This window comes from Streptomyces sp. NPDC006458 (genome assembly GCF_040612135.1).
Classification (GTDB): domain Bacteria; phylum Actinomycetota; class Actinomycetes; order Streptomycetales; family Streptomycetaceae; genus Streptomyces.
This window is the reverse complement of the sequence record NZ_JBEXPR010000013.1, coordinates 215,670-242,056: the sequence shown is the minus strand read 5'-3', so window position 1 is coordinate 242,056 and position 26,387 is coordinate 215,670. Positions and strand designations below refer to the sequence as shown.

The window sequence follows — 26,387 nt, the reverse complement described above, 5'->3', positions numbered from 1 at the left end:
GGGCCGCGCGAGGCGCGGCCCGGCCCGTCCATGACGGCACTAGAGCGGCATGGGCGCCATGTCGCACTCGATACGGCGCCGCGTGCGCACCGCGTTGAACCACGGATGGTCGCCGCGGACCACCCCTGAGAAGCCCTCCACCGCCGTGCGCTGAAGCTCGTCCGCCTCCTCGCCCCGGCCCAGGCCGCGCAGGTCCAGGGCGAGGTTGGACGTGCACGCCAGGGTCAGCGGATGCCGCTCCCCCGCGACCCCCGGGAGCAGCGCCAGGTTGGCCTCGTCGATCTCCCGGGCCAGCTCGAAGTCCAGCCGCGCCGAGGCCGTGTTGGCCTGGCCGATCGCGACGGTGAGCGCGGTGACGTGCCGGGCGCCGACCGTGTCGGCCAGTCGGCGGGCCGCGTCGTCCTCCAGCTCCTGCGCGCTGTCCAGCGCGCCGAGCGCCCGCATCGTGGCGGCCAGATTGGCCTTGGTCAGCAGGGTGTACGCGTGGTTCTCCCCGAGGCGCTGCTCGAAGCGCCGCACCGTGACCTGGGCCAGGTCGCGGGATGCCTCCAGTTCTCCGGCCAGGCGCTGGTCGACCGAGAGGTTCGCGGCCGTCGCCATCGAGTCGAAGTGGTCAGGCCCGTAGCGGTGGTTGAACCGGCGCAGCGTCTCCTCGGAGAGCTTGCGGGCGTCCTCCAGCGCCCCGTCACGGCGTCGGCACACCGCGAGGTTGCGGGCGATGCGCAGGGTGAGCGGATGCTCCTCGCCCAGGGCGGCACGGGCCCTGCGGTGCACGTCCTCCTGGAAGTCGCGGGAGCCGGGGTAGTCGCCTGATTCCCGCATGTCGATCGACTGCGCGTTGAGGGTGTTCAGGGTGAGGAAGCTGGCCGGGCCGAAGAGCAGGTCGCGCTGCCGGGCGTTCTCCTGGTCGAGCGGCAGGGCCTCCCGGAACGCCCCGCACAGCCGCAGGTCACGGCCGTAGGAGTGGGTGGCCCGCAGGGTCAGCGGGTCGTCGGGGCCGAACAGGGACCGGGCCAGGTTCCTGGCCTCCGCGGTCAGGTCGCGTCCCTCCTGGAAACGGCCCTGGTAGCCATGGGCGTCGGCCATCTCGCACAGAGAGTCGATCATCTCCTCCGGCTCGACCTCGATGCGGCGCGAGGTCTCCAGCGCCTTCTCGGTCAGCGGGATGGACTCGGGCACCTGGCCGATCTGACGCAGCAGGAACGCGAAGGCCTTGGTCATCCGGATGACGTGGACGTTCTCCTCGCCGGACGCGGCGAGCCAGGCGTTCCAGGCCTGCCGGGCCAGACGCGCGGCACCTTCGTGGTCTCCCCAGAAGTAGAGGAACCACACGGTGTCGAAGAGCATGTCACGCACATAGGTGTCGCCGCTGGTCACCGCCTGCGACGTGAGGACGTGCGGCAGCAGCGCCTGGTAGGCGCGCCACTCCAGCGAGGAGCCCGGCGGACCCGGCTTCGCGGCCGACAGCAGCTGGTGGGCCGCGTCTCTCATCGCCTCCCGCTCCTCGGCCTCCAGCTTGGCCAGCAGCACCGTCTGCAGCAGGCGGTGCATCTGGAGGGTGTCGGACCGGGGGTCGACCCTGACCAGCGAGAACTGGTTGAGGTCGCGGATGGCGCGGTTCAGTTTGATCGACTCGCGCAGCAGCGGGTCGACGTCGGGCGTGATGTTCACCCCGCGGCTGCCGCGCAGCATCGACCGCGGGATGGGCTCGGGGGCCATGCTGGCGCAGATGTCGAGAAGCTGCCGGGCGCCCGGGTTGTTGGCCTGGATGCGCCCCAGGGAGATGTCCCAGGCGGCGGCGACGGAGACCGGGTAGTCCGGCGAAGGGTCGAGTTCGAGGATCTCGGGGCTGCGCTGGGCGAGCAGGTCGAGGTACTCGTCGACCTGCATGCCGGTGACTGCCCGCCAGGCGCCCGCCTGCTCGACGGCGAGCGGAAGGTCGCCCAGCGCGTCGGCGAGCCGGCCCGCCTCCTCGGCGCTCAGGTCGGGCGAGCGCTTCTGGAGCAGCTCGACGGACTCGTCGCGTTCGAAGACGTTCACCGGCAGGGAGGTCGCCACCCGCTCCCAGGCCCGGTTCCGGGAGGTGACGATGACCTTGCCGGGCCCGTTGGTCGGGAAGAACTGGCGTACCGCGTCGACGTCCTCGGCGTTGTCGAAGACCAGCAGCCAGTTGTCGTACGGAGCGCCGGTGCGCAGGGCCTCCAGGACGGCGGGCACGGCGGTGTTCGCGGCGGGGGCGCCGATGGTGTCCTGTGCGGAGGGGGCGACGCCCAGCTGGGCCGCCAGGGTGGCGAGCGCGGCCAGGATGAGGCTCTCGCGCTCGGCCGGGATCCAGCAGATCACGCGGTAGTCGTGCTGGTGGGTGTAGACGTACTCCAGCGCGAGCTGGGACTTGCCGACGCCGCCGAGACCGTGCAGCGCGTTCGGCAGCACGGCCGCGGTGTCCTGGGAGGCGAGCTGTTCCTCCACCGCCCTGAGCAACCCCTGGCGCCCGACGAACGACGTGTTCCTGAGGGGCACGTTGACCAGCAGGGCCGGCGTTGTGGACGTGGTGCTCGTCATGAGCGGCTCAGCCTCCGGGGCTTCGGGTTGGGTGGCGTCGGTTACCAGCACGGGTGGTTCTCCAGGCTCCTCGGGGACGCTCGACGCTGGCACACTGCCGTCTCCGCCGCCGGATGGGTCCGTGCCGCCCGCGCGGTTCACCCGCTCGGCGGCACCGGTGCCGGTCGTTCGCGTGGCGAGGTTCGGTTCGATGCGTTTGGCGCGTTCGGAGTAGGGCCCCGACAGGGCGCGCATGACGGCGAGCTCGCTGCGGGCCCAGCCGAGCTCGGCGGGGTCGGGCAGCGTCGTCCCGTCCGGGTCGCGCAGGGCGGCGCGCAGGGCGACACCGCGCGCTCCGGCGGCCGGCAGATCGCCCACCACGCTTACGGTGCGGGCCAGTTGGCTGCGGGTGGTGGTGGCGAGCAGCGCCTCCCGGACGCCGTCGGCGAACTCCGGGCGTCCCTCGCCGCCGCTGTTCCAGTCGATCAGTCCGCCCATCAGGATCTCGGCGAGGTGCCCCGGCCCGGTCTCCGGCATGGTGCGTCGCCGCAACTGCTCGACGAGGTCGAACTCGAAGGGGATGGTCGCCAGTTGGGTGGCGAGGCGGCGCGCGGCGGGAGTGGCGAGGGTGAAGAAGCGGCGGACGGCCGCGGGAGCGGCGCGCGGGAAGCGCGGGGCGCGCAGACCGGGCGCGGGCGCGCCCTTGGTGAGGGTGCCGGCCAGGACGACGGGCAGGGAGCGGCGCACTCCGCGGTCGCCGGTGACCACGTCGGCCCAGGCCGCGAGGGAGCCCGGCTTGAGGGACAGCACGGGCACCGGTACGGAACCGTCGCCCGCCTCGGGCAGGGGGCGCAGCGGGTCGGGGCCACCGGGTGGCGCCCAGTGTCCGAGTCCCTGGTTGGCGGCGCCGAAGCCGCCGGCCTCCAGGACCGCGGGGTAGGGGTGGAGCGAGGAGCGGTGGCGCAGGTGCGGCGGGAGCAGATGGACCAGGGCGGTGGGCCCGGCGTGGGCGAGGCGGCCGAGCAGGTCGTCGGCGGCGGGGGCGGTCCAGCCGTGGCCCAGTCCGTCGGTGACGACGAGGAAGACCCGGCCGCCGCGTCCGTCGAGGAGTTCACCGGGGTCGGCGGCGGCCCGGCCGGTGGGCCAGCGAAGGGTGGCGGTGCCGGTGCGCGGCACGTCCACCCGTACGGTGCGCACGGCCCGGAAGGCGCCGCTGTGCTCGGCGGCCTCGGCGAGCCGGGTGACGGTGTCCTCCCAGATCCGCATGGTGGGGGCCGCGTCGGCGAGGAGGACGAGGTCGAAGGCCGAGGTGCGGGCGGGACGCAGGAAGGGCATCCACATGCCGTCCACGACTCCCTGTTCGGCGGTGGTCTCCTCGTCCAGTTCCAGGGTGTCGCGTGAGGGGATGCGCCGGGCCAGGCGGTGCAGGGCGCGGGCCATCAGGGCCGTGGCGCGGCCGGGTCCGGGTCTGCCGGGTTCGTCGGCGGGCAGCAGGGGCCGCGCGACATGCAGGCTGTAGGGGCCTTCGGGGTGGGGTAACAGCTGGGCGGGGACGCCGCGTTCACCGGGTCCGGCGAGGCGCAGGGCCGACGGTGCGGCGGGGCGGTCCGCGGCGGGCCGGAGCTGCCCTACGGGCGGTGTGTCCGCGTCCGGGGCGGCGGGCTCGGTGTCCCGGGCGGCGGCGGAGTCGGAGGACGGCTCGGCGGGCGGCTGCGAGGGGGTGCTCTCGCGGTCCGGCCGGGGGCGGGCGGCGGGGTCCTCCGTGCCGCCCGCCCGTGCACCGGGTGCGGCCGGGCCGCCGTCGCGGCTCCAGTGTGCGGCGAGCCAGACCGCGTCGGCGATCTCCTGCCAGTGCGGGGCGAACCGCTCCTCGGCCTCGGCGGCGAGGGGGTAAGTGCCTTCCAGCGCCCGCCCGTTGGACTCAAGGGCGGCAGGGAGCGGCGCACCGTGCGCACGTGTGTGCGTGCCTGCTTCGGGCAATGCCGAAGCGGGCGACGACGACCCCGAAACGGGACCTTCGTCACCGAGCCCGGATGCGTGCTCCCTGAACGTCATTCAGCGGCCCTTCGCGAGGTCGCGGAGGAGCATTTCCACGAGTTTACGCCCGGCGCCGTCCACCTGGAAACCACCCGCTGTAGTCATCTGCACAGCGTTCAGCAACTGGTCCAGGGAGTGGGTGCCGCCCGCCTGGACCCGCTGCACGAACAGGTCGACCAGCTCCCCGGCCGCCTGTGGGAGGTTACCGAGATGGCCCTCGACCATGGCCAGAAGCTGCTCACGGGTGGGCGTGCGCAGTTCCAGCGGCAGGCATCGCCTGCGGAAGGCGGCCGGGAACTCGCGTTCGCCGTTGCTGGTGATCACCACGACCGGGAACTCCCGGCATTCGACCCGTCCGTCGGCCAGTTCGGCGTGGCCCCCCGGGTCGCTGGTGTGAACGCGCGCGGTGCTCGCGGCGTCACGCACCAGCTCGGGGATCTCATAGCTTCCGTTCTCCAGGACGTGCAACAGGTCGTTCGGCAGGTCGATGTCGCTCTTGTCGAGCTCGTCGACAAGAAGCACCCGGGGACGATCGTAGGGCAGCAGAGCGGTGCCCAGGGGACCCAATGTGATGAAGTCTCCGAGAACCGGCGGGAGTTGGGGGTCGGCCGAGGTAGCGGGGGTGTCGACGGCCGCGGCGGGCGCCTCGGCGGTCCCGTGGCGCACTCCGGCCTGCCAGGCGGCGATGGCCTGGGCGCGGCCCATGGCGTCGTGGACGTAGAGACCGTCGCGCAGGGCGGTGCGGCTGACGACGTTCCACTCCAGGACCCGGCCCAGCCCGAGTTCGCGCGCGATGACGTAGCCGAGGGTGGACTTGCCGAGGCCGGGCGCTCCGGTGATCAGCAGTGGTCTGCGCAGCAGCAGGGCCGCGTTGACGGTGTCGATGTCGTCCGCCCCGAGCTGCGGGGTGACGTCGCCGGGGCCCAGGCGGCGCAGCGCGGCCGCGGGGTCGTCGGGTGGGGCGGGCTGGGGCGGGCCGCCGCGGAACCGCCGCCAGGGCGGCGCCTCGGGCAGCTGTGGCGCGGCGTCCGGTGCTCGGCCGGTGGCGTGGAACACCCGCCAGCCGTTCACGACCGTCTGCTCCTGCGCACTCATGCCGTTGCCTCCTAGCTGGCGAGGTCCGGGTCGGCCGGATGAAGATCGACGACCCGAGTGGGATCATCCCAGAGAAATCCGATATGTCGGCCGAGGAACCGGCCCGGCCCCTTGGCGTGCAGCACCGCGTTGGCCCTGAGCCGGTGGATGGCGAGCGGGATCTGCGCGGGGGTCTGCACGGACGCGAACACTGCGGTCACCACCTCTCGGCGCTCGTCGTCGAACACACCCCGCCGGTCCCACACCGCGAGGCCGATGCCCTCGGCGATGGCGGCCTTGAGCGCTTCCAGCGCCGCGACGTCCGTCGGCGCGTCCAGCACCACCGCCGTTCTCGATGACTCCCCGGCGAGGGCGGTCTGCCATGCGTCGGGACGCGCCGCGTCCGGTTCGCTCCAGCCGTGCACGGTGACGCCGTGCCGCCGCAGCGCGAACCAGCGTTCCCGCCACTGCTGGAGCACCACGGCATCGTCGGTGCGCATGCGTTCGAGGCTGCGCAGATGGACTGCGTACTTCAGTCCGAGCGGCAGCGGACGCCCGTCGCCGATCTGGTGGTTCAGGCCCGCCACATCGTGGTTCAGCAGGTCGTACGGAAGGGCGAACTCCACGTACGGCGGGGGCTGGAGGCGCTCTCCGGCGTCCGGCTCACTCGGCACCGACCAGAGCCGGGCGCCCTGGCGCAGCGCGCTCTCCACGGCACCGCCCAGGCCCTCCAGGGTGGTGGTGGCCGGCTCGGCCGGCTGGGGGTCCCAGCGGCCCTGCGTGGTGTTGAGCCAGGAGCGCACCACGATCTCGCCGCTGCCGTCCCGGGCCGGCTCCACGGCGACGAGGAGGCAGCGCGGGACGTCGGGGTCGGACGGCGTGTCGGGACGGGCGCTGCGACGTTCCTTCAACTCACGTGCGAGTCCGGCGCGTTGGGTCCATTCGTCGACCCACTCGGACAGGGCGAGGCCGTGGGTGCGGGAGCGGGCGAGGCGGGCGGCCCGGTCCACGAGCAGTACGGCGGGCGGCAGTCCGTCCGGCTGGGTGTTCCATTCCAGCACGTGGGCGAGGAGTTGTTCGGGGGTCAGTCCGGTGGGCAGGTCGAGGCCGTTGAGTTCGTCGACGAGGTCGTCCCGCAGCCGACGGGCAGGCAGGTCCCCGCGGATCAGGACGGCGCGCGCCTCGGCCTCCTCGGCCTGGGTCAGCGGCCCGGCCAGGATGTCGGTGCCGGCCGCCGGTAACGCCACCGGTGCGAGCAGACGGTCGAGTTCGTCACCGGCGGTGCTTCCTTCGAGGATGCGGACCACGCCGACGAGTACGTGCTCGCCGCCCGGCACGCTCAGCGCGGTGCGCACCATGGCCACCACGTCCTCGCGGAGCCTGACGCCCCGCAGGTCCACCGGCCGCTGCAACTGGTCCGCCAGCATCGCGGCGAACTGGACCCGCCCCGGCGCGTCCTCCATGCAGCCCAGTGGGCAGAGCGCGTCGGTCAGCCCTAACAGCAGCTCCCAGCCCGGGTTCTGCCCGGCGCCGCCCTCGGGGTCGCCGGTCCACGCACCTGTCTCCACCGACTTTCCCCCTGAGTCGGTACACCTGCCTGACCGACCAGCGAAGTTAGCACGGCAACCAGCGGTTAACCAGGTACTCAGGAGATCGCGGGGCCGGGTCCCGGCCAGGGGCGTCCGGTACCGGACGCCCCTGGCCGGAATCGATCGCTCCGGGGTGTCGCACCCGGAGCGGTCCGGCTCACAGCCGGGGGTCGACCGGCTCCGACTCCAGGGACAGCACCCCGAACACCGCCTCGTGCACCCGCCACAGCGGCTCGCCATCGGCCAGCCGGTCCAGCGCCTCCAGACCGAGCGCGTACTCGCGGATCGCGAGCGAGCGCTTGTGGTTCAGGAACCGCTGGCGCAGCCGGGCGAGGTTGTCGGGGCGGGTGTACTCCGGACCGTAGATGATCCGCAGGTACTCGCGGCCACGGCACTTCACTCCGGGCTGCACCAGCCGGCCCTTGCCGTCGCGGACCAACGCGCCGACCGGCTTGACGACCATGCCCTCGCCGCCGCGCCCGGTCATCTCCAGCCACCAGTCGATGCCCGCCGCCACCGACTCCGCGTCGCCGGTGTCGACGTACAGCCGCCGGGTCGTGCGGAGCAGACCCGTGCCGTCGTGCTCCACCAGGCGGTCCAGCAGCGCCAGTTGCTGATCGTGCGGAAGCCCGGCCAGGCTGCGTCCCTGGACCGCGAGGATCTGGAAGGGCGCCAGTTGGACGCCGTCCAGGCCGTCGGTGGTCCAGCAGTAGCGGCGGTAGGCCGCCGTGAACGCGGACGCGTCCGCGGCGCGTTCACGCTGCCGGGCCAGCAGCCCGCTCACATCGACCCCGCGCTCCGCCGCGCCCTCCAGCGCGGCCAGCGCGCCGGGGAAGACGGCCGAGGAGGCGGCACCGACGGCCGCGTACTGCGACTTCAGCAGCGCGGAGGCCTTCAGCGACCACGGCATCAGCTCGGCGTCCAGCAGCAGCCAGTCGGTGGCGAGTTCGTCCCACAGCCCGGCCTCGCCGATCGCGGTCCGCACCCGGCCGAGGATCTCCTCGGTCATCGACTCGTCGTCGAGGAACGGCCGTCCGGTGCGGGTGTACAGCGCGCCGGTCGGCCCTCCCCCGCTCTCGGCTCCGCCCGAGCGGGAGGTGCCCCCTGCTCCGAACCGCTCCCGGGCCGCCTCCGCGTCCCGGCACACCAGCACCACCGCGCGCGAGCCCATGTGCTTCTCCTCGCACACGACCCGCTCGACACCGTCCGCCGCGTAACTCGCGAAGGCCTCCGCCGGGTGCTCCAGGTAGCCCTCCACCTGGCTCGTGGGGGTCGGGGCCATGGTCGGCGGCAGGTACGGCAGCAGCCGCGGGTCGACCGCGAACCGGCTCATGACCTCCAGGGCCGCGGCCGCGTTCTCCTCGCGGACGGTGATCCGCCCCTGGTGCCGGGTCTCGACGACCCGCCGCCCGTTCACGTCCGCCAGGTCCAGCGGCCGCCCGTCGTGTCCGCCGGGCGCCTCCGACCGAAGCGGCCTGGCCGGCTCGTACCAGACCTTCTCGGCCGGTACGTCGACCAGTTCCCGCTCCGGCCAGCGCAGTGCGGTCAGCTTGCCGCCGAACACCGCGCCGGTGTCCAGGCAGATGGTGTTGTTCAGCCAGGAGGCCTGCGGCACCGGGGTGTGGCCGTAGACCACGGCCGCGCGGCCCCGGTAGTCCTCCGCCCACGGGTAGCGCACGGGCAGCCCGAACTCGTCGGTCTCGCCGGTCGTCTCGCCGTACAGCGCGTGCGAGCGCACCCGGCCCGAGGTGCGGCCGTGGTACTTCTCCGGCAGACCGGCGTGGCAGACCACCAGGCGTCCGCCGTCGAGGACGTAGTGGCTGACGAGCCCGTCGATGAACTCACGTACCTCGGCCTTGAACTCCTCGCTCTCCCCCGCCATCTGCTCGACCGTCTCGGCGAGTCCGTGCGTCTGCTGGACCTTGCGGCCCTTGAGGTGACGGCCGTACTTGTTCTCGTGGTTGCCCGGCACGCAGAGCGCGTTGCCCGCCTTGACCATGGACATCACCCGGCGCAGCACACCCGGGCTGTCCGGGCCGCGGTCGACGAGGTCGCCGACGAACACGGCCGTGCGGCCGTCCGGGTGCGCTCCGTCGACGTAGCCCAGCCTGGCGAGCAGGGACTCCAGTTCGGCGGAGCAGCCGTGGATGTCGCCGACGATGTCGAAGGGGCCGGTGAGGTGGGTGAGGTCGTTGAAGCGCTTCTCGGTGACGACGGTGGCGTGCTCGACCTCCTCGACGCCCCGCAGGACGTGCACCTTGCGGAAGCCCTCGCGCTCCAGGTGCCGTACGGAGCGGCGCAGTTCGCGCACGTGCCGCTGGATGACCCGGCGCGGCATGTCCGCGCGGTCGGTGCGGACCGCGTTGCGTTCGGCGCACACGTCCTCCGGCACGTCGAGCACGATCGCGACGGGCAGCACGTCGTACTGCCGTGCCAGGGCGATCAACTGCTTGCGGGAGTCCGACTGGACGCTGGTGGCGTCCACGACCGTGCGGCGGCCGGCCGCGAGGCGCTTGCCCGCGATGTAGTGCAGGACGTCGAAGGCGTCCTTGGTGGCGCTCTGGTCGTTCTCGTCGTCGCAGACCAGGCCCCGGCAGAAGTCGGAGGAGATCACCTCGGTCGGCTTGAAGTGGCGCCGGGCGAAGGTGGACTTGCCCGAACCGGAGGCGCCGACGAGCACGACGAGGGAGAGGTCGGTGACGGGCAGGGTGCGTCCCTGGGGGCGGGACTCGTGCGTCTCGTTCATGCAGCCTTCTCCTCCTTGCCCGCGAGCGTGAACACGGCCATCTGGGTGGGCGGCCCCACCTCGGGGTCGTCGGGTCCCACGGGGGTGAACTCCACGTCGTAGCCGTACCGTTCGGCGACCGCGGCCGCCCAGGCGCGGAACTCCTCGCGGGTCCACTCGAAGCGGTGGTCGGCGTGGCGCGTGTGCCCCGCCGGAAGGGTCTCCCAGCGCACGTTGTACTCGACGTTGGGCGTGGTGACGAGCACGGTCCTGGGCCGGGCGGCGCCGAACACCGCGTACTCCAGGGCGGGCAGCCGGGGCAGGTCGAGGTGCTCGACGACCTCGCTGAGCACGGCGGCGTCGTAGCCCTTGAGCCGGCTGTCGGTGTAGGCGAGCGAGCCCTGCATCAGCCGCACGCGGGCGGCCTGGCGCTCGCCCATGCGGTCCAGCTTCAGCCGCCGGGAGGCGATGGTGAGCGCCCGCATGGACACGTCCACGCCGACGATCTCCGTGAAGCGCACGTCCTTGAGCAGTGCCTGCACCAACTGGCCCTGTCCGCAGCCGAGATCGAGCACCCGGGTGGCGCCGCAGGCGCGCAGCCGGTCGAGGATCGCCTCCCGGCGCTGCACGGCGAGCGGGGTCGGCCGCTCCTCTTCCTCCCCGGTCTCCGCCTCCACGGCGTTGTCCAGGTCCTCGACCTCGCTGTCGTCGGCCTCGGCCAGCCGGACCAGTTCCAGCCGTTCCAGCGCCTGCCGGGTCAGGGACCAGCGGCGCGCGAGATAGCGGCTGGTGATCAGCTTGTGCTCGGGGTGGCCGGGCAGCCAGCCCTCGCCGACCCGCAGCAGCTTGTCGACCTCGTCCGGGGCGACCCAGTAGTGCTTGGCGTCGTCGAGCACCGGCAGCAGGACGTACAGCTGCCGCAGGGCGTCGGCCAGGGTCAGCGACTCCGACTCCAGCACGAGGCTGACGTAGCGCGAGTCGCCCCACTGCGGGAACTCGCTGTCCAGGGCGATCGGATCGGCCGTGACGGTCCAGCCGAGCGGCTCGAACAGCTTGCGCACGAGATCCGGGCCACCCCGGGCGGGCAGTGCGGGCACCTCGATCCTGAGCGGCCGCGGCTGCTCCGGCAGCTCCGGGCGGGCGTGGCACACCCCCCGCATGGCGCTGGAGAAGACGGCGCTCAGCGCTACCGCGAGCAGCGAGGACGCCGCGTACGGGCGGTCGTTGACGTACTGGGCGAGCGCCGCGTCGGGCGCGCCGCCCCGGCCCTTGCCCCTGCGGACCAGCGCCACCGTGTCGACCTCCAGCAGCAGCGCGGCCGTGCAGCGCTGCGCGCTCGCCTCGGGGTAGAGGACGTGCGCGGTGCCGTAGGACGTGGAGAACGCCTGCGCGTTGTCGGGATGCTTGTGCAGCAGGAACCCGAGGTCGGTGGCGGGGCGTTCGGCCGTGCCGGTGGTGGTGATCGTCAGGAACATGGGCGGGGCCTCTCAGGCCGGTGGACAGTGCGTGGTGCCGTACGTGCCGAAGCCCCCGGGACACGGTGATCCTGGGGGCTCGGCAGGACGACCGCTCTACTGTCGCACAGGGCTGTGACCGGCGCCTTCGGTTATTCCGGGGCGGTTTTCGGGCCGGCCGGCGGTGCCTCTCGGGGGGGTTACGACAGCTGCGACTGCACCTGGGAGGCGATCAGCTCCAGGTGGTCCAGGTCGTGCAGGTCGAGCACCTGGAGGTAGATGCGGCTGGAGCCGACCGCGGCGTAACGGCCGATCTTGTCGACGACCTCGGCCGGGGAGCCTGCCAGGCCGTTGGTCCGCGGTTCGTCGACCTCGCGGCCGACCGCGGCGGCCCGGCGGGCGATCTCCTTCTCGTCCTTGCCGACGCAGACGACGAGGGCGGTGGAGCAGACGAGGTCGTCGCCCTTGCGGCCCGCGGCCTCGGCGGCGGCCCGGACCCGGCCGACTGGCGCTCGGTGTCCGCCACCGAGCTGAACGGCATGTTGAACTCGTCCGCGTACCGGGCGGCCAGGCTTGGCAGACACCCTTGTCCCTACGCAGGACACGGAGCCTGACGAGCGCCCAGTTCTCAGGGAGGCACGCTCAACGCGTGCTGCCATGCCACGTCACAGCGCCTCCTGGTGGTGCATGCGTGTCTTACGCTGTGGCTCCGCGTGGCAAGGGAGAGCCACTGACTCATGGGGGGGTTGCGCTGTGCGCACCTACATACGCCGTGCCCGCGTGCCGGCCGTACTGCTGTCCGCTTTACTGCTCACGGGATGCTCGTCCGACGGGGGTTCCGCGGATGCTGCGCCGGAGCTTTCCGCCTCAGCGGATCCGGTGGTCGTCGAGACGACAGAGGAGGCGCCGCAAGAAGCGCCCCCGTCCACCCCGGTTCCGGTGCTCAAGGTCGGCGAAACGGGGACGTTCGGGGTCGGCGAGAGGTTCGGCGAGAACTACCGCGAGACGACGAAGCTGCAAGTGACCGTCGTCAGCGCGAAGGAAGTCACGCCGGACACATCCGTCAAGCCGAAGAACGGGCGGTACGTCGAGCTGACGCTCACGATCAAGAACGTGGGCAAGGGACTGGGCGACGTCATGACCTACGACATGATGCGGTGGGAAAGCGCCGACACGGCCGCGCAGGACGCCTCCACGCTGGAGGGCGTCGGCGAGGGGCAGAGCATCGACACCACGTACAAGCCGGGCCAGTCCGTCACGGGGAAGCTGATCCTCGATGTCGGTGACGGAGGAACGGTGAGCTACGTCGGGACGGACGTGCCGTACGCGGAGGCCGCGTTCAAGGTCGAACTTCCCGCATGACGTGACTCAGCCCCGGTCGCGGGAGTCGTCCTCCGCGCCGGGGCCCTGTGTCCGTGAGATCAGATCTTGATCGGTGTGAGCTTCAGCTCCGCGTTGTCCACGTCGATCTGGAGCTGTCCGCCGTACTCCTGGACATCGAGCGGGCCGAAGAGCTGTCGCTCACCGACCGCGAGGCTCTCCGTCCGCGGGGCCACGGTGAAACCGTCGACCTTGCGGGAAGATCGCTTCCCGCCGGCGAGTGATCGCTTCCCGCCCGCGGCATCAGGTCGGCCACTGCCGGGCCCTCCGCCGGGCGACGAGAGCCACCGCCAGGCCCATACCGCAGACTCCGGCTCGGCCGTTCCGATTGCCTACAGCTGGGCTGAAGCGAACCCGGCCAGCAGGACAGCGGTGCCGCCGATCTCGCCGATGATCAGTGCTTCGCGTACACCGCGCAGGCTGGGCTTCAGGTCGCGCATCTGGTTGTCGGTGCGGGCCTGAATTCCGAGCCGCACGTAGTTCGAGATGGTCAAAGTGAACATGCCGATGACCGCTGTGGCGGCGGTGATGTTCACTGCGGACGGCCAATCGGAGAACTGGACAAGCGGTGCGACGATGGCCGACGTCGCGAAGGAGTACATCAGTCCGGCGTTATGCGCGACGTTGACGTAGCGGTGTGCCGTTCCGTCCGGGGACGAGATCGACTGCTGCCATTTCCATACCCCGAGTATCAGTGACGCTATGAAGATCAGGCCGGCGCTGAAGAGGACCCAGGCTGTTTCCTGGCGGATCATTGCGTACCTCCGAATGATGCAGGAAGCTGCCCGCCCCCACGGGGCGGGCAGCTTCCTGCGGTCTGTGACGTCGGGTTGCGCTGGGGGCTGCGGCGAACGGTCGCAATCGTGCGCGGTCCGTTTCCCGCAGTCGCACCGGCGGGTTCGGTCCGCTACTCGGGTATCGGGTGTCCGCGGCTTGTTGCGCGCGTCACCCCGCGAGCCAGTTCAGGAACTGGCTCCACCGGCCTGTGCCCTCGGGCTTGTGTACGGTGCCGGGCTGTTCGGTGTGCTCTCCCGCGGGTGCCTGGCCCGGGGCGTGTACCCGGTCGGGGGGCGGGAGTGGGGTGAAGCGGGCCGGGAAGGCTGTGAGGCCGCGGAGGAAGGGCCCGGGGCGCCACGTCAGGCTGTTCTCGGGAACGGCGGGTTCGACGTCGGGGATCTTGTTGAGGAGGTTCTCGACGGCAGCCATGGTGATCTGCCGGGCGGGGTCCTTCGAGGGGCAGGCGTGCGGGCCCGCGCTCCATGCCAAGTGTGACCGGTTGCTGCCGGATTGCCGTGCGGTGGTCAGTGCCGGGCTGGTGTTGGCGGCGGCGAAGCTGACCATGATCAGGTCGCCCGCCTGGAACTTGTGCCCGGCGAACTCCATGTCCGTGGCGGGGTAATGGGCCGCGAGGTTCGGCACCGGGGGGTTCTCCCACAGGGTGTCGTCCAGCGCCTCGTCGATCAGTCCGCCCTGGTGGGCGTACTCGTCGTGAGTGAGGATGCGGTGCAGGGTGTTGCCGATCAGGCTGCGCAGCGGATCGGCGCCTGCCCCGAGGAGCAGCGCGAGCTGGTAGACCATCTCCTCGTCGGTCAGCCGTGCCTCATGCTGCATCAGCCACGAGGTGACGTCGTCGCCGGGGCGGCTGCGTTTGAGAGCCACGAGTTCGCCGACGGCGCCGAAAAGCACCTCGGCGGCCCGTTCGGCGTTGATGCCGTCGAACATTCCGGAGATGCCGAACAGGATGCGGTCGCCGATGTCCGCAGGGCAGCCGAAGAGTTCGTTGAAGACGAACAGCGGAAGCTGCTTGGCGTAGTCGGCCATCAGGTCGACGGAGCCGCGGGAGCCGAACTGGGAGATCAGGTAGTCCGAGATCTGTTCGGTGCTGCGGGCCAGCCGGCGTGTGTCTACGCGTGCCAAAGTGTCGGTGATGGCCTGTCGCAGCCGCAGGTGCTCGACGCCGTCGCTGAACATGGCGTTGGGGCGGTACGCGAGCAGCGGTACGACGGGGCTGTCCGGCGGGATCAGCCCCTCGTTGAAGGCCCGCCAGCGGCGCGCGTCCTTACGGAAGGCGCCGTTGTCCTGGAGCAGGCGCAGCGCTGTCGCGTAGTCGGTAACGAGTGTGGCGTCGACGCCCGGGGCGAGTTCGACGGGTGCGGTCGGGCCGTAGTGCCGCAGGTAGGTGTAGTACGCGTGCGGGTCGGCCGCGAACTCCGGCCCGTACAGGGGTATCCGCCCGCCGGCGGCGTGGGCGGGGCATCCGGGCGGGGGCACCGCATCGGGGGTGTTGGCGTCCATGATGGCTTACTTACTCCTGGGGCACGGTCCAGGGGGCGGACCGGGAGCGGGTGTTCAGGGCGACGCTCGTGCGCCTGGTCGCAGATTACGACGTGCGGGCCATCGTGAGACCGCATGGGGCGTGTTGTCACGTCCTCAGTCATGACAGGAACTGGGCGAGTCATCGCCACCCGCTATGCGAAGACAGCCACGATCTACCTGGGCCGGACTCCACATCGCCGGCATCTTCCTCCGGCCCGCCCGATGATCCAAACGAAACCGTCTAGGACATCGCCGCCAGGGCCTCCTCGCCGTCCGCCAGGCGTCTGAGCATCTCCAGCACCCGGTCTCTCGATTCGTCCGCCGCGTCGATCGCCTCCATGCACTGCCAGTACGTGCCCTCGTCCGCGGCCGTGCTGGCGACGCCCACCAGGGCGATGCCCACCTCGCCGAGGAGGCCGCCCAGGCCGAGGAGGGCCTGGCGGGCGTCGCCCAGGTCGGTCAGCTGGGCGGCGCGCAGTTCACCCGGGCCCAGTTCCGGCTGGCCCAGGACTCCGCAGCCGCGGCCCGCCAGTTCGGTCAGGCCCAGGGCCTCGCCCCGCAGCCGGGGCGGACCGAAGACGGCCAGGCGGCTGCCGATGGCCTGGGCCAGTGACTGTGCCTGCCACACCTCCACCATGATCTGGCGCACCTCGCCGCTCCCCGCCAGGGCGCGCCTGCTCGTCAGAATGAGCCGCACCGCGTCCATGCGCTGCCCCCGTCTGTCCGGACGCGTGCTCCGCACCCGCCCGCCCGAACTCCTTTGCTCACTACCCAGAGTGAGGGTGCATGCGACGAAAAGCCAGAGGAAGACGGAAATCTGTGGACACCAATTCGGATTCAGGCCGAATTTTGACTGCGGAGAGTGAAAGCGGAGTGATTTCCTCAGCGGATGAGGGGCCCTCAAGGCGCCGGGAAGCGGCGCTCGTTGCGGTCGATCTTCGCGTCCAGGGCCGCGAGCAGGTCGACACCGAGCACCTCGCACAGCTGGAGCAGATACGCCAGCACATCGGCCACCTCGTCGGTGACGCGGTGCGCGGTGTCGGGGTCGTCCATCACCCGGGCCGACTCCTCCGGCGTCAACCACTGGAAGATCTCCACCAGTTCGGAGGCCTCGACGCTGAGCGCGGCGACCAGGTTCTTGGGGGTGTGGTACCGCTGCCAGTCGCGCGCGGCCGCGAACTCGGCGAGCCTGCGCTGGAGTCCGGCCAGGTCCGGCCGCTGATCGTCTGTCACCTGTCCAGGTGTACCACTGTCACGCCGGGCACCCCCGCCGCCCAGGACGCGTCGCCGACCGCGCCGACGCACCGGATGTGCCCCTGCTCGGACGTCCGTACGGCGAGCCGGACCAGCTCGGTCCGCTGACGGGGGTCGAGCGACCGGTCGAAGCCGTCGGCCAGCACGGTGAGCGCGCGCATCGCGTCGGGCACCTCGCCCGGCGGGTCGACGTCCAGCACGCCGGGCCCGGTGAGCAGCACCAGCGCGAGGGCGAGGTAGCGCAGTTCGCCGTCGCCCAGCCGGCCGAGCTCCGTGCGCGACCCCGCGCCCCGGTCCAGCAGGGCCCGGACCGTCCCCCGGCCGTCGGGTTCGGCGAGGACGTCCAGCACGGGTCCGGCGCAGCCGGCCCGGGCGGCCGCGACGAACCGCGCGTGCCGCAGGCCGCACTCGGCGCGGGTGCGCCACAGCACGTCGGCGAGGTTGTCGCAGCCGGGCAGCAGCCGCCCGGACCCGTTCGGCACGGGCTCGCGCATCCGGCCGGGCCAAGGGTCGCAGGGGAAGACCGAGCGCAGGGCCACGACCATCTGCTCCACGGCGGCCAGCACACGGCGCTGCCCGTCCGTCCTGCCCGCCACGCGCAGCGGGAGCAGGGCGGTGCCGAGCCGGTCGTCGGGCAGTGGGGCCCGGGTGACGGGCGCGCTGCCCGCGGTGTGCCAGGCGGCGTGCACGACGGGCCTGCCGGGGTCGCGCAGGGCGGTCTGGAGCAGCACGACCCCGTCGGCGCTCAGCCGCTCCCCCACGACGCGCAGCTCGGGCTCCGCCTGCACGGCGACGTCGAGCCGGACCGGGCCCTGCGGGCCGTCGGCCGTGCAGCCGATGCGGAACCCGCGCCGTCCCTGGACGTCGGGCCGGGCCCGTTCCGGCACACATGACGGCGGGTCGGGGAACACGTCGTACAGCCCGGCCCCGCCCCCGAGCCGGGCCAGCGCCTCGTACGCCCGCAGCGCGGTGGTCTTGCCGCTCCCGCTGGGCCCGGCGAACAGCGTGCACGGGCCGAGCGGGAACCCGGCGCCCCGGTGCCCGGCGAACGCGGACAGCCGCAGCTCGGTGAGCCGGGGCCGTAGGTCCTGGCGCTCGGCGCGCGAGGGGGCGGGCCCGGGTGCCGGCCCGCGCGGCGGCGCACCGCGGCCGCCGCCCTCTTCGGGCGGCGTCTCCCGCGCGGCAGGAGTGATGCCCCCGTCCGGGCCCGCGTCGCGGGGCAGCGGGACGGTCTCGGGGCGGGAGCGCGCCGTACGGGACGGCGGGAGGGAGGGGGACGCGGGGGGTACGGCCATATCCGGACCGTATGGCTCCGCCGTCAGGCGAACCGTTCCACCCGGGCGACCTTCCTACGATCGGGCGACGACGGGGGCACCGGCGTCACACGCCCGGCACCCCCGCGCTCGCCATCAGCCCCTGCACCTCGGTGCCGGGCGGCGTCAGCAGGAACACATTGCGGTCCACCCGGTGCATCCCGCTGGACAGGCCGAAGACGACGCCGGTGCTGAAGTCGAGGACGCGCTTGGCGGTCTCGGCCTCCGCGCCGGTGAGGTCGAGCAGCACCGGGATTCCGGCCATCAGGGTCTCGGCGACCTCACGGGCGTCCGCGAAGACGTTGACCCGCAGCACCACGAAACGGCGCCGGGTCTCGGTCACCGCCTCCGGCAGGGCACGGTGGCCCACCGACGACGGCCACGCGTCGCGGCCACGCAGAGGCACGACCTGGGCGAGCCCTTCCCACTGTTCATCGGTGACGTCGTGGCTGTTCACCGGCTCACCCCGATCTGACTCGCACTCATCTCCTGCACCGGCCAATTCTTACGCCAAGTCACCCGTTCGGCCCAACAGCGACACGGTCGGCGACCGAACGGGTGCCTGGCTCAGCGGCCCTGGCTCACAGCCCGAGTCCCGGTCGCGGACCCGGAGTCGGGGCGGGGGGCGGCGGGCAGAGGCGCTTGATCTCCTTCTTCAGTTCCTCGTAGGCGGTGTGGGTGGACACACCGGGTGCCTTGACCAGGTCGCGCAGGCGGGCGGAGACCCGGACGGTCCTGAGGTGGGCGGTGACGGCGGGAGTGGTGTCCGCCTCCCGGCACAGCAGGGTGATCAGCTCGGGGCCCGCGTCCGTGGCCGTGAGCCAGTGCGTGGCGAGGGGCTCGGCGGCGGGGATCCGGCCCAGCCGGGCCGCCGTGATCAGGGCCATGCAGGCGTCCCGGGAGTGCCAGTGCGCGGTGCCCTCGCGGGCGAAGGCGTCCAGCGCCTCGGCGGCCGCGGCGGCGGACCACTCGGTGCGCGGCAGCCAGGCCGTGGCCCAGGCGACCGCGGCGGGGTAGGCGGTGGTGTTGGGGCGCAGCGCGGGCTCGGTGCGCGGCAGGTACTGCTGTCCGCCGCAGTCGGCGAGCGCCTGAGCGGCCCAGCCGATGTGCATCCAGTGCGCCTCGGCGTCGACGGCGAGCGGGCGCCTGAGCGTGCGGTCCAGCAGCCGGCCCACGGCGGGGAGCAGGAAGTCCACCGGCTGCTGGGCGTGGCGCAGGGACTTGAGCAGGCGTCCGGAGTCGTTGAGGCCCATCGCCTCGACGATCATGGAGGGATCCACGCGGCGCAGGTCGCGGACGATCTCGTCCACGATGTCGTCGCGGCCGGTCAGCCACAGGCCCGTCACCAGGCCGGGCAGCTCCCGCAGGTCGGCCCGCATGCGCAGGCTCAGGCGGCGGAGCAGTCGGTCCTGATTGACGGTCTCGGCGAGCTGCTCGCCCCACTGGGCCTGCCAGGTGTAGCTGAGCAGCAGGATCTCCGTGATGGCCCGGGGGCTGGCCAGCAGGTGCAGCGTGGAGTGCCACACATCGGTGACCAGGGTCCGCATCCAGGCCTTGGGCTCGGTGGCCGGCACCACGCCGAGCCGGGCCAGCTTGCGACCGACGTCGCCCTGGGTGATGGGGTCCTGGCCGAACTTGAAGATCTCGGTGAAGGTCGCCCAGCGGCTGCCCCGCGATTCGCGCAGGGACGTCAGCTCCTTCCTGCCCAGCCCCGGCTGACAGCGCTCCAGCGCGCTCAGCAGGTCGGCGGCGATGGGCGGATGGACGACACTGCGGATCAGCAGATCGGTCAGGTGCGAGATCTCCTGGTCGCCCTGGGGGGTGCTCAGTTCCTTCACGGCGGTCGCGGCCTCGTGCGGGGCCAGCTTGCGCAGCTGGCTCAGGCCCGTGGTGAACGCGCCGATGCCGCGTACGTCGTGCAGTCTGCGCACCCAGTCCCACTGCGGGTTGACCTCGCGGAAGACCTTGAGCACCACGGTGGCCGCGCCCTGCTGGCCGCCCGCGCGCAGGGTGCTCGCCATCACCTGGAGCTTCTGGGCGACGTCCCCGGCACTCCACTGGACCTTGCTGTCCACGGCCCGGTCCAGCTCGACGCGCTTGGCGAACTCCCTGCCGATGGCCGGGTCGATGGCGAGGCCGAGCCGGTGGGTGTGGACCATGCTCTGCGGGTCGAGCGCGGCGTTGCGCATACGGTCGATGAGCAGGCGGGTGTCGAGGCGTTCCGCGAGCCGCTCCAGGAAGCGCTGGCCGAAGTAGTCGTCCTCGATCAGCAGCATCGCCAGGCGCGGACCCCACGGGCGGGCCGTGCCGCGCTGGGCCTGGATGCTGGAGACGACCAGCTCCAGGGCGTGCTCCTCCAGTTCGCCCCGGTAGTCGGCGCCGGCCTCCCACAGGCCGCGCAGGAAGTAGTAGATGACCGCGGGCCTGCGCTCGCGCTTCATCAGCTCGCGGGCGAACTCCGGCCCCAGCTCGGTCGCCAGCCGGTGGCCGAAGCCGTCGCGGGTGTCGCAGTACAGGTCGTCGGCCTTGGCGACGCTGGAGAGCAGCATGCCGGCACCGCGGCCGTCCTTGAGGTGGAGGATGGACTTGGCGAGGTCGCGGGCCAGGTCGGGGTCTGCCGTGGGGCTGCCCCCGGCGGCGCCCCGGTACAGCAGGCCCTTGATGGTGGCGCCGTGGATGTTGCGCACGGTGGAGATGAGGATGGCCGCCTCGGCGGGCGTCGCGGCGCGCAGCACCCGCGCCAGCGCCTTGCCGGGCTGGAGGTTGTTCAGCAGACGGTTGCACAGGCCGCGGTTGTTGCGGGCCAGGTCGTGCAGGGCGCTGCTGATCTGGATCGCGTCGGCGTGCGCGAGGCCGGCCTTGAGCTGGCCCTCGTACTCCTTGATCAGGTCGTCCCAGCTGTCGGCGCTGCGGTAGTGCAGGTAGAGGGACATCCAGGCGAGCACGGCGGCGAGGCGCGTGTCGCGGGTGGGCTTGTTGTGGTCCAGGATCGACACGCCCGGCTTCTCCAACGGGCGTAGCTGGGTGCCGAGTTCGGGGCTGGGGCCCTCCGCCTCCCGGGACCAGCGGTGGATCAGGTCGTCCAGCTTGCGGATGTTGATGAGGTCCTCGGGCCGCCGTGGGTCGGCGCCGCGGACCAGGGCGTCGGCGCGGTTCTTCAGCCAGGCGCAGACGGTGCCGACGGGTGTGGTGTCGTCGCCGGCCAGGCGCAGCAGGGAGCGGGCGAGCTGGTAGCGGTCCCGGACGGTGGCGGGCCGGGCGAGGACGGTGTCGAGGCCGCCGACCTGCTCCTGGCCGATCCAGGCGAGCAGGTCGGCGACCTCGGTGGCGGGCATCTGGTACTGGTGGTCCCACAGCGACTTCAGCGCGGTGGTCAGATCGCGCACGGTCAGACCGGGCGTCGTGGCGACCCGGGTGACCACCGGCGGCAGGGCCTCACCGATCCAGACCGGGTCGCTGTGCCGCCCGCACAGCCGCAGCAGGCGCAGCGCGGTGGGCGCGGGCGCCTCGGCGGCCCAGGCGGCGAGGGCCCGGCGGACGGGCTCGCGCTCCAGCAACTGGGCTAGCTGGACGGGGGCGTAGGCGGCGCGGTTGGCGAGCAGGGCGCGCACTCGCTCATGGCCGTTCTCCTCCTGGAGGATGTCGATCACATAGCTCTCCAGGTGGGAGAGCAGCAGGTCGGCGGGGGATCCGTCGCCGCCGGCGCAGGTGAGGACGGCCTCCGCGCGCACCTCGCTGGGGATGCGGGCGAGCCCGCGGTACTCGGTGACGCCGAGCTCGCTGAGCCGGTCCTTCGGTACGGCGGTCAGGTGGGCGACGGGGACGCCGTCGTCCATCATCGACACGGCGGCGAGCCGGCACATGGCGGTGCGGGCCTCGTCACCGAGGCCGGCGCAGACGCGTTCGGCCTGTCCGCGCACCACGCGCGCGGCGGCCTCGCGCCGCCCGGTCTCCGGGCTCGGGGCAGCGCCGACGCCGTCGCGCAGCAGCTCGACCAGGACGCTCAGGTCGCCCTGGGCGGCGTCGACCGCGAGGGTGATGTCGGCGTCGCCGCCGGGTGCCTGGTAGACATCGGGGTGGGCCCTGACCAGCCGGTGCGCGAAGTCGGGGATCTCGTCGGCGGGCAGCGGGGTCATGTATCCGATGACGCCGTTGCTGTCCCAGTTGCTGGTGGCGCCGTCGACGTAGCGGGTGAGCGCGAGGACTCCGACCTTGAGGTCGCCGAGGGACTCCAGGGCCTCACCGACCCGGCCGTCGTTGAGCGGGTGCAGGTCCTCCAGGACGACGAGCGTGGGGCGTCCGGCCACCGCGTCGGCGGCGATGAGCGCGGCCCGCACGATGCCGGGCAGACTGCCGTCGGTGGGCAGGTGGCGCAGCCCAGGCGAGATGACCACGGACTGCCACTGCAGGGCCTCCAGCCTGGTGACCAGCTGGCGGGCGCACACGCTCTTGCCGCTGTTGCGGGTGCCCGACTGGATGACCCGGGCCGTGTTCCACTTGCGGAGGTGCGCGGCGAGGGACTCCGCCTGTTTCAGGGGGACCAGCAGGGTGCCGTCGCCGCGCAGCCAGGCGCCGTCTGCCTCCCCCGTGCTGTGCAGCAGGCTCCACTGGTGGGCGTCGAGGGTCTCCTGGGCCCAGCGGCGGCGGGTCTGCTCCCAGCGCTCGCCCCACAGCAGCCGGGCCGCGCCCTCCAGGGTGGCGTCGCTGTCGGCGTCGCCGTCCAGCCGCCAGCCGCGCTCGTCGCGCCGCAGAGGGCGCAGTCCGGCCTCGGCGGCGGCGGTCGCGGCCCGCTCAGCCCGGTCGTACGGCGTCCAGCCGCCGTCCTCTGCGCAGCCGGCCAGCGGCAGCACGCCGAGCTGGGCGGGGGTGGGCAGGCCGCCCTCGTGGGCCAGGTAGGTCAGGGCCACGGCGGCGGCGCAGGCGTGCGGGGCGACCTGGGAGGGGTTGACCGCGCCGAGCACGTCGACGGAGACGTTGACGGCGGGCGGCTGGGCGCGGCCCACGTCGGCGGCCAGCCGGCGGGCGGTGGCGAGCGCGCGTTCCACCTCGGCCTCGGCGGAGTGCGACAGCGCGGTCCAGGCCGGCCGGACAGCGCGCTCCGCGCCGCGGGCGGCCGCGGTGGCGGGCGCGGCGAAGGCGACGGTGGCACGGGCGACGGTGTACCAGTCGTCGAGCGGGTCCAGCAGGAGCGGAACCTCCTCGGCGGTCACGGCCGCGCGCTGGGCGGGCACGGTCGTGCTCGGGGGCGTCTCCGCGGCGGTCACCAGCCCGGCGAGCTCCCCGAGGAGCCCGTTGTCCAGCCGTGCCACGAGGGGCGCGAGCTCGGTGCTGCCGTTGTCGAGGTACTCGGCGAGCAGCGCGCCCGCGCCGACGGGCCGGAGGTCACCGGCGTACTCGAAGGGGCGTTCGGGGAGCGCTCCCGTGCGCAGCGTGCGTTCACCGAGGTCGATCACCGTCCGCAGCAGTTGCTCGACGCGGGTCACGTCCGCCGGTATCGGCGCCAGCGCACTGGCCAGGGCGTGCAGCGCCATGCGCAGTTCGTACTCCAGCGCGCTCTCCCGGCGCCCGGTGTACGTTCCGGCCTCCGCAATGCTCACGGTGTCCTCCTCGATCGGCGCGCCCCGGGACTCGCCGCTTGCTGTTCAGCGGGTGGTTCAGCGGGTGATACGGACCACGCCCGCGCTGGTCCCGACGACGAGCTGTCCCCGCGCGTCGACGTCCACCGAGGTGACGTCGAGGCCGAGGACGAGGTCGTACGGCCTGCCTCCGTCGTTCAGCGGCGTCAGCCTGATGTCGCCCTTCTTGCCCGCGCTGACCAGCAGCGGGCCGTCGGGTCCGGTGTGCACGTGCAGTTGGGTGACCTGGCTGGTGTGCCGGGTGACGTCCTCGACCCACGCGCCGTCCCAGGACCTCCACACGACGGTGCCGTCGCCGGCTCCGGTGTAGACGCCCTCGTCGTCGGAGGCGATGGCGGTGAGGCCGAGCTTCTGCTCCGGCCGGTAGGTGTGCTGGAAGGTGCCGTCGGCGTGCCAGACGGTGACCTCGCGCGCGGTGCGCGCCGCGACGTGGGGCACGCCCTCGCACACCGCGGCCGTCGCGCCGCCGAAGCGCAGCCGGTCCCGGGGGACGACCGGGCCGTTGACGCCGGCCTGCCGCCACTGCCAGCCCTCGGTGCCCGCGAACAGCAGGCCAGCCTCGTTCATCCGGCAGGCGACCAGCGGACAGTCCAGCTCCAGGTCGTCGAACTCCTGGCCCTCGCCGTCCATGCGCTGGATCCAGGCCCGGCCCGAGGCCTCACCGGCGAGCAGGGCGGGGCCGCCCACGTCGACCAGGGAGGTGGTGGTCACCAGGTCGCGGCGCCACGTCAGGGCGAGTCGCTGCCAGGAGGTGGGCTGCGCGGAGGCGGAGCGGTGCTGCACCTCGCCCTCGTCGTCGACGAGGAGTTCGCCGCCGCCGGGAACGCAGTGCACGCTCCGGGCCGGGCCGTCGTGATAGGTGAGGGAGGGCTGCCAGCCGATGGCCGCCTCGCAGGCGCGCCGCGCCAGTTCGGGCAGGTCGTGCACCTGGGCGAGCAGCGCAAGGCGGGACAGGGTGTTGCCGTCCGTGCGGTCCGCGCGGTTCAGTTCGGTGCACAGCCGCCGCACGTGCGCGACCCAGTCCCCGGCGCCCTCCTGGATGAGGATCAGGGCCCGGTTCAGGGCCTCGGAGTTCATCATCAGCAGGAACTCGGGTTCGACGAGGTAGTCGCGCAGCAGGCCGGCCAGCCGGGCGTGATGGGCGAAGTGCTCACGCGTGTAACGGTCGGCGGCCGTCCAGTCCCGCCCGCCCGAGGCCCGTTTGGGCAGCCGGGCGGCCAGTGCCGCGACGAACGCGGCGTGTGCCACGGCCTCTCCCTTGTCCCGGACGAGGAACTCGGCTTGGGGCGAACCCTGGAACCTCCAGCCGTGTCCGTGCATGCCGCCCTCCGGAGCAGCGAGGAACTCCCTTGCCAACTCCTGTACGTGTGCCAGCTCGCCGACCGACACCCGTCGGCCGCTCGCCTCCGCCACGACGGCGGCCCAGAGCCGGCCGTCGTCGGGGAGACCCTCGCCCTGCGCGAGAGCCACCGGCAGCAACAGGTCCAGCGCCCACTGCGGCTCGTCCTCGTCCAGCGACCTGAGCCGTTCCAGGAACAGGTCCGCAGTGGTCCGGTCGGCCCGCACCTGGGCCTTGGCCGGGTCCTCGGAACTCAGGGACACGGCGAAAAGATACGCCCTCAGCCACGACCGGCCGGCCGCCTGGGCCGTGGCGCGCGCGATGTCGTCGACCGCCTGCTGGTCCAGATGCGCCCAGTTGGTGTCGCGGCGGTGGCGCAGGACGTGCGCGACGAGCGCCTCCACGTCCCCCTCGGCGAAGAACTCGGGCCCGTCCAGGTCGACTTCACGCCCGGCGAAGTCCGGGGGCACCTGGCTGCCCGCCATCACGACCCGGACGTTGTCCAGCGCGGCCAGCGGGGCGAGCAGCGACGTGTGGAGCGCGTCAGGGGTGGGAGAGGCGTCGACGGAATCGAAACAGAGTCTGAGGGTTCGCCGCGCGGCCTCGCGCGCGACGGCCTCGACGACGGCCTGGGGATCGCGCGCGTCGCCCTCGGTCACCGGGAAGGCGGCGCTCAGGCTCCAGGCGGCGACCTCCGGGGTCATGCCCCGTACGTCCATCAGGAGGTCCAGGCAGCCCTCGGGAGCGGGCTCGGGCGCGTCGGGGCCGGGCGGCAGCGCGACGCCCTTGGCACCGGTGTGGATCCAGTCGAGCAGGACCGACTTGCCCGAGCCGGCGGCGCCGGTCACCAGCAGGCCGCCCGGGTCCGTGCCCTGGAGGTAGGCGACGACCGCGCCGACCGCCTTGCCGCGCCCGCAGAACGCCCAGCCGGTGGAGTCGGCCGCCTCCAGCGGGCGGCGTACCTGCTTGTCCCCGAGATACCTGGGGTTGAGGAACGCCTTGGACTCCCGGAAGGCGTACAGCAGTTCGGGCGTGGGCGGGCCCTCGTCGCCCACCAGCTTCGCCATCCGGGCGGCGAGTTCGGTGCCCAGCCGCTCCATGGAGAGGTACTGCTCGGTGTCCTCGGCCTTCGTCGTGCGCAGGGCAGCCGCGAAGGAGTCGACGAAGTGGAGCTGTTTGGCCTCCCGCAGCCGGTCGATGGCGCCGATCGCGGAGAGGACGGGGAGCCGGGTGCCTCTCAGCCGCTCCTCCGCGACCCGCTGCTCCAGCCGGGCCACGGCGAGTCCGGCCTGGCAGGCGTCGAGCAGGATGATCACCTCGCGGGGGCGGGGCTCGCCGGTCTCCACGAGTAACTCGAAGAGGGTGTCGAGGCTGACGAGCGTCTCGCCCTTGTCCTTCTCGCTGTCGGCCGCGGCGATGGTGAGCCGGCCGCGGCTGAGCTCGACGGCGTGACCGGAGTAGTAGAAGAGCAGCACGTCGGGCGGGGGGCCGTCGTCGCCGCCGCGGGCGGCACGGCGGAAACTGCTCTCCAGGTCGCCCGCTCTGGGGTTGAGCCGCGACTCGGGGTGGATGGTGTAGCCCGCCGATTCGGCCAGGACGGCCTTCATCATGCGCAGTTCGTCGGGCACCCGGATCAGCCGCTCGAAGCCGCTGCCGAAGTCGCTGGTCCCCGAGACCAGGGCGACCCGCTCGGGGCGGCCCGCACCGGCCGCCACGTCCACCGCCGCCA

15 protein-coding genes and 1 pseudogene are annotated in these 26,387 nt (G+C 72.7%); 1 reads left to right on the top strand and 15 read right to left on the bottom strand.

The genetic code is table 11. From position 1 onward, the window contains the following. Positions 1-39: 39 nt before the first annotated feature. The 6 genes and pseudogenes from fxsT to ABZZ79_RS19865 form a co-directional block, all read right to left on the bottom strand. On the bottom strand, positions 40-4,596 hold the full coding sequence (gene fxsT / locus ABZZ79_RS19890) for an FxSxx-COOH system tetratricopeptide repeat protein (protein WP_356690431.1): 4,557 nt from the start codon (positions 4,594-4,596) through the stop codon (positions 40-42). Next, positions 4,597-5,673, bottom strand: a complete 1,077-nt coding sequence (locus ABZZ79_RS19885; protein ID WP_356690429.1) for a MoxR family ATPase — start codon at positions 5,671-5,673, stop codon at positions 4,597-4,599. Positions 5,674-5,684: 11 nt separating this feature from the next. Further along, positions 5,685-7,220 carry a hypothetical protein gene (locus tag ABZZ79_RS19880; protein WP_356690427.1) on the bottom strand — a complete coding sequence of 512 codons (1,536 nt, stop codon included), beginning with the start codon at positions 7,218-7,220 and terminating at the stop codon, positions 5,685-5,687. Between the two features lie 178 nt (positions 7,221-7,398). Continuing rightward, positions 7,399-9,987, bottom strand: coding sequence for a polynucleotide kinase-phosphatase (locus ABZZ79_RS19875; protein ID WP_356690425.1), 2,589 nt, complete (start codon positions 9,985-9,987; stop codon positions 7,399-7,401). Then, positions 9,984-11,441 carry a 3' terminal RNA ribose 2'-O-methyltransferase Hen1 gene (locus ABZZ79_RS19870; RefSeq protein WP_356690423.1) on the bottom strand — a complete coding sequence of 486 codons (1,458 nt, stop codon included), beginning with the start codon at positions 11,439-11,441 and terminating at the stop codon, positions 9,984-9,986. Before ABZZ79_RS19870 ends, ABZZ79_RS19875 begins: the two co-directional genes overlap by 4 nt. A 179-nt stretch (positions 11,442-11,620) precedes the next feature. Next, positions 11,621-11,997: pseudogene (locus ABZZ79_RS19865) on the bottom strand (LLM class F420-dependent oxidoreductase); the annotation flags it as partial. Between the two features lie 362 nt (positions 11,998-12,359). On the opposite strand from ABZZ79_RS19865, the gene ABZZ79_RS19860 reads away from it, so the two are divergent. Continuing rightward, positions 12,360-12,782, top strand: a complete 423-nt coding sequence (locus tag ABZZ79_RS19860) for a DUF4352 domain-containing protein (RefSeq protein ID WP_356690421.1) — start codon at positions 12,360-12,362, stop codon at positions 12,780-12,782. 59 nt (positions 12,783-12,841) lie between these two features. Here the strand turns inward: ABZZ79_RS19860 and ABZZ79_RS19855 are convergent, their stop codons facing one another. The 9 genes from ABZZ79_RS19855 to ABZZ79_RS19815 all read right to left on the bottom strand — a co-directional run bounded on the left by ABZZ79_RS19855 (position 12,842) and on the right by ABZZ79_RS19815 (position 26,379). After that, positions 12,842-12,976 carry a hypothetical protein gene (locus tag ABZZ79_RS19855; protein WP_356690419.1) on the bottom strand — a complete coding sequence of 45 codons (135 nt, stop codon included), beginning with the start codon at positions 12,974-12,976 and terminating at the stop codon, positions 12,842-12,844. A 156-nt stretch (positions 12,977-13,132) separates the two neighbouring features. After that, positions 13,133-13,555, bottom strand: a complete 423-nt coding sequence (locus ABZZ79_RS19850) for a hypothetical protein (protein WP_356690417.1) — start codon at positions 13,553-13,555, stop codon at positions 13,133-13,135. A 190-nt stretch (positions 13,556-13,745) separates the two neighbouring features. Continuing rightward, positions 13,746-15,095, bottom strand: coding sequence for a cytochrome P450 (locus ABZZ79_RS19845; protein WP_356690415.1), 1,350 nt, complete (start codon positions 15,093-15,095; stop codon positions 13,746-13,748). Positions 15,096-15,357: 262 nt separating this feature from the next. Continuing rightward, on the bottom strand, positions 15,358-15,822 hold the full coding sequence (locus ABZZ79_RS19840; protein WP_356690413.1) for a DUF6099 family protein: 465 nt from the start codon (positions 15,820-15,822) through the stop codon (positions 15,358-15,360). 194 nt (positions 15,823-16,016) lie between these two features. After that, complete coding sequence (locus ABZZ79_RS19835) at positions 16,017-16,349, bottom strand: nucleotide pyrophosphohydrolase (protein ID WP_356690411.1); 333 nt, start codon at positions 16,347-16,349, stop codon at positions 16,017-16,019. Beyond that, positions 16,346-17,665 carry an ATP-binding protein gene (locus ABZZ79_RS19830; protein ID WP_356690409.1) on the bottom strand — a complete coding sequence of 440 codons (1,320 nt, stop codon included), beginning with the start codon at positions 17,663-17,665 and terminating at the stop codon, positions 16,346-16,348. Before ABZZ79_RS19830 ends, ABZZ79_RS19835 begins: the two co-directional genes overlap by 4 nt. An 85-nt stretch (positions 17,666-17,750) precedes the next feature. Beyond that, complete coding sequence (locus ABZZ79_RS19825; RefSeq protein WP_356690407.1) at positions 17,751-18,140, bottom strand: cell division protein SepF; 390 nt, start codon at positions 18,138-18,140, stop codon at positions 17,751-17,753. Between the two features lie 124 nt (positions 18,141-18,264). Beyond that, on the bottom strand, positions 18,265-23,280 hold the full coding sequence (locus ABZZ79_RS19820; protein ID WP_356690405.1) for a hypothetical protein: 5,016 nt from the start codon (positions 23,278-23,280) through the stop codon (positions 18,265-18,267). Positions 23,281-23,337: 57 nt separating this feature from the next. Next, on the bottom strand, positions 23,338-26,379 hold the full coding sequence (locus ABZZ79_RS19815) for a caspase family protein (RefSeq protein WP_356690403.1): 3,042 nt from the start codon (positions 26,377-26,379) through the stop codon (positions 23,338-23,340). Between the last annotated feature and the right edge of the window lie 8 nt (positions 26,380-26,387).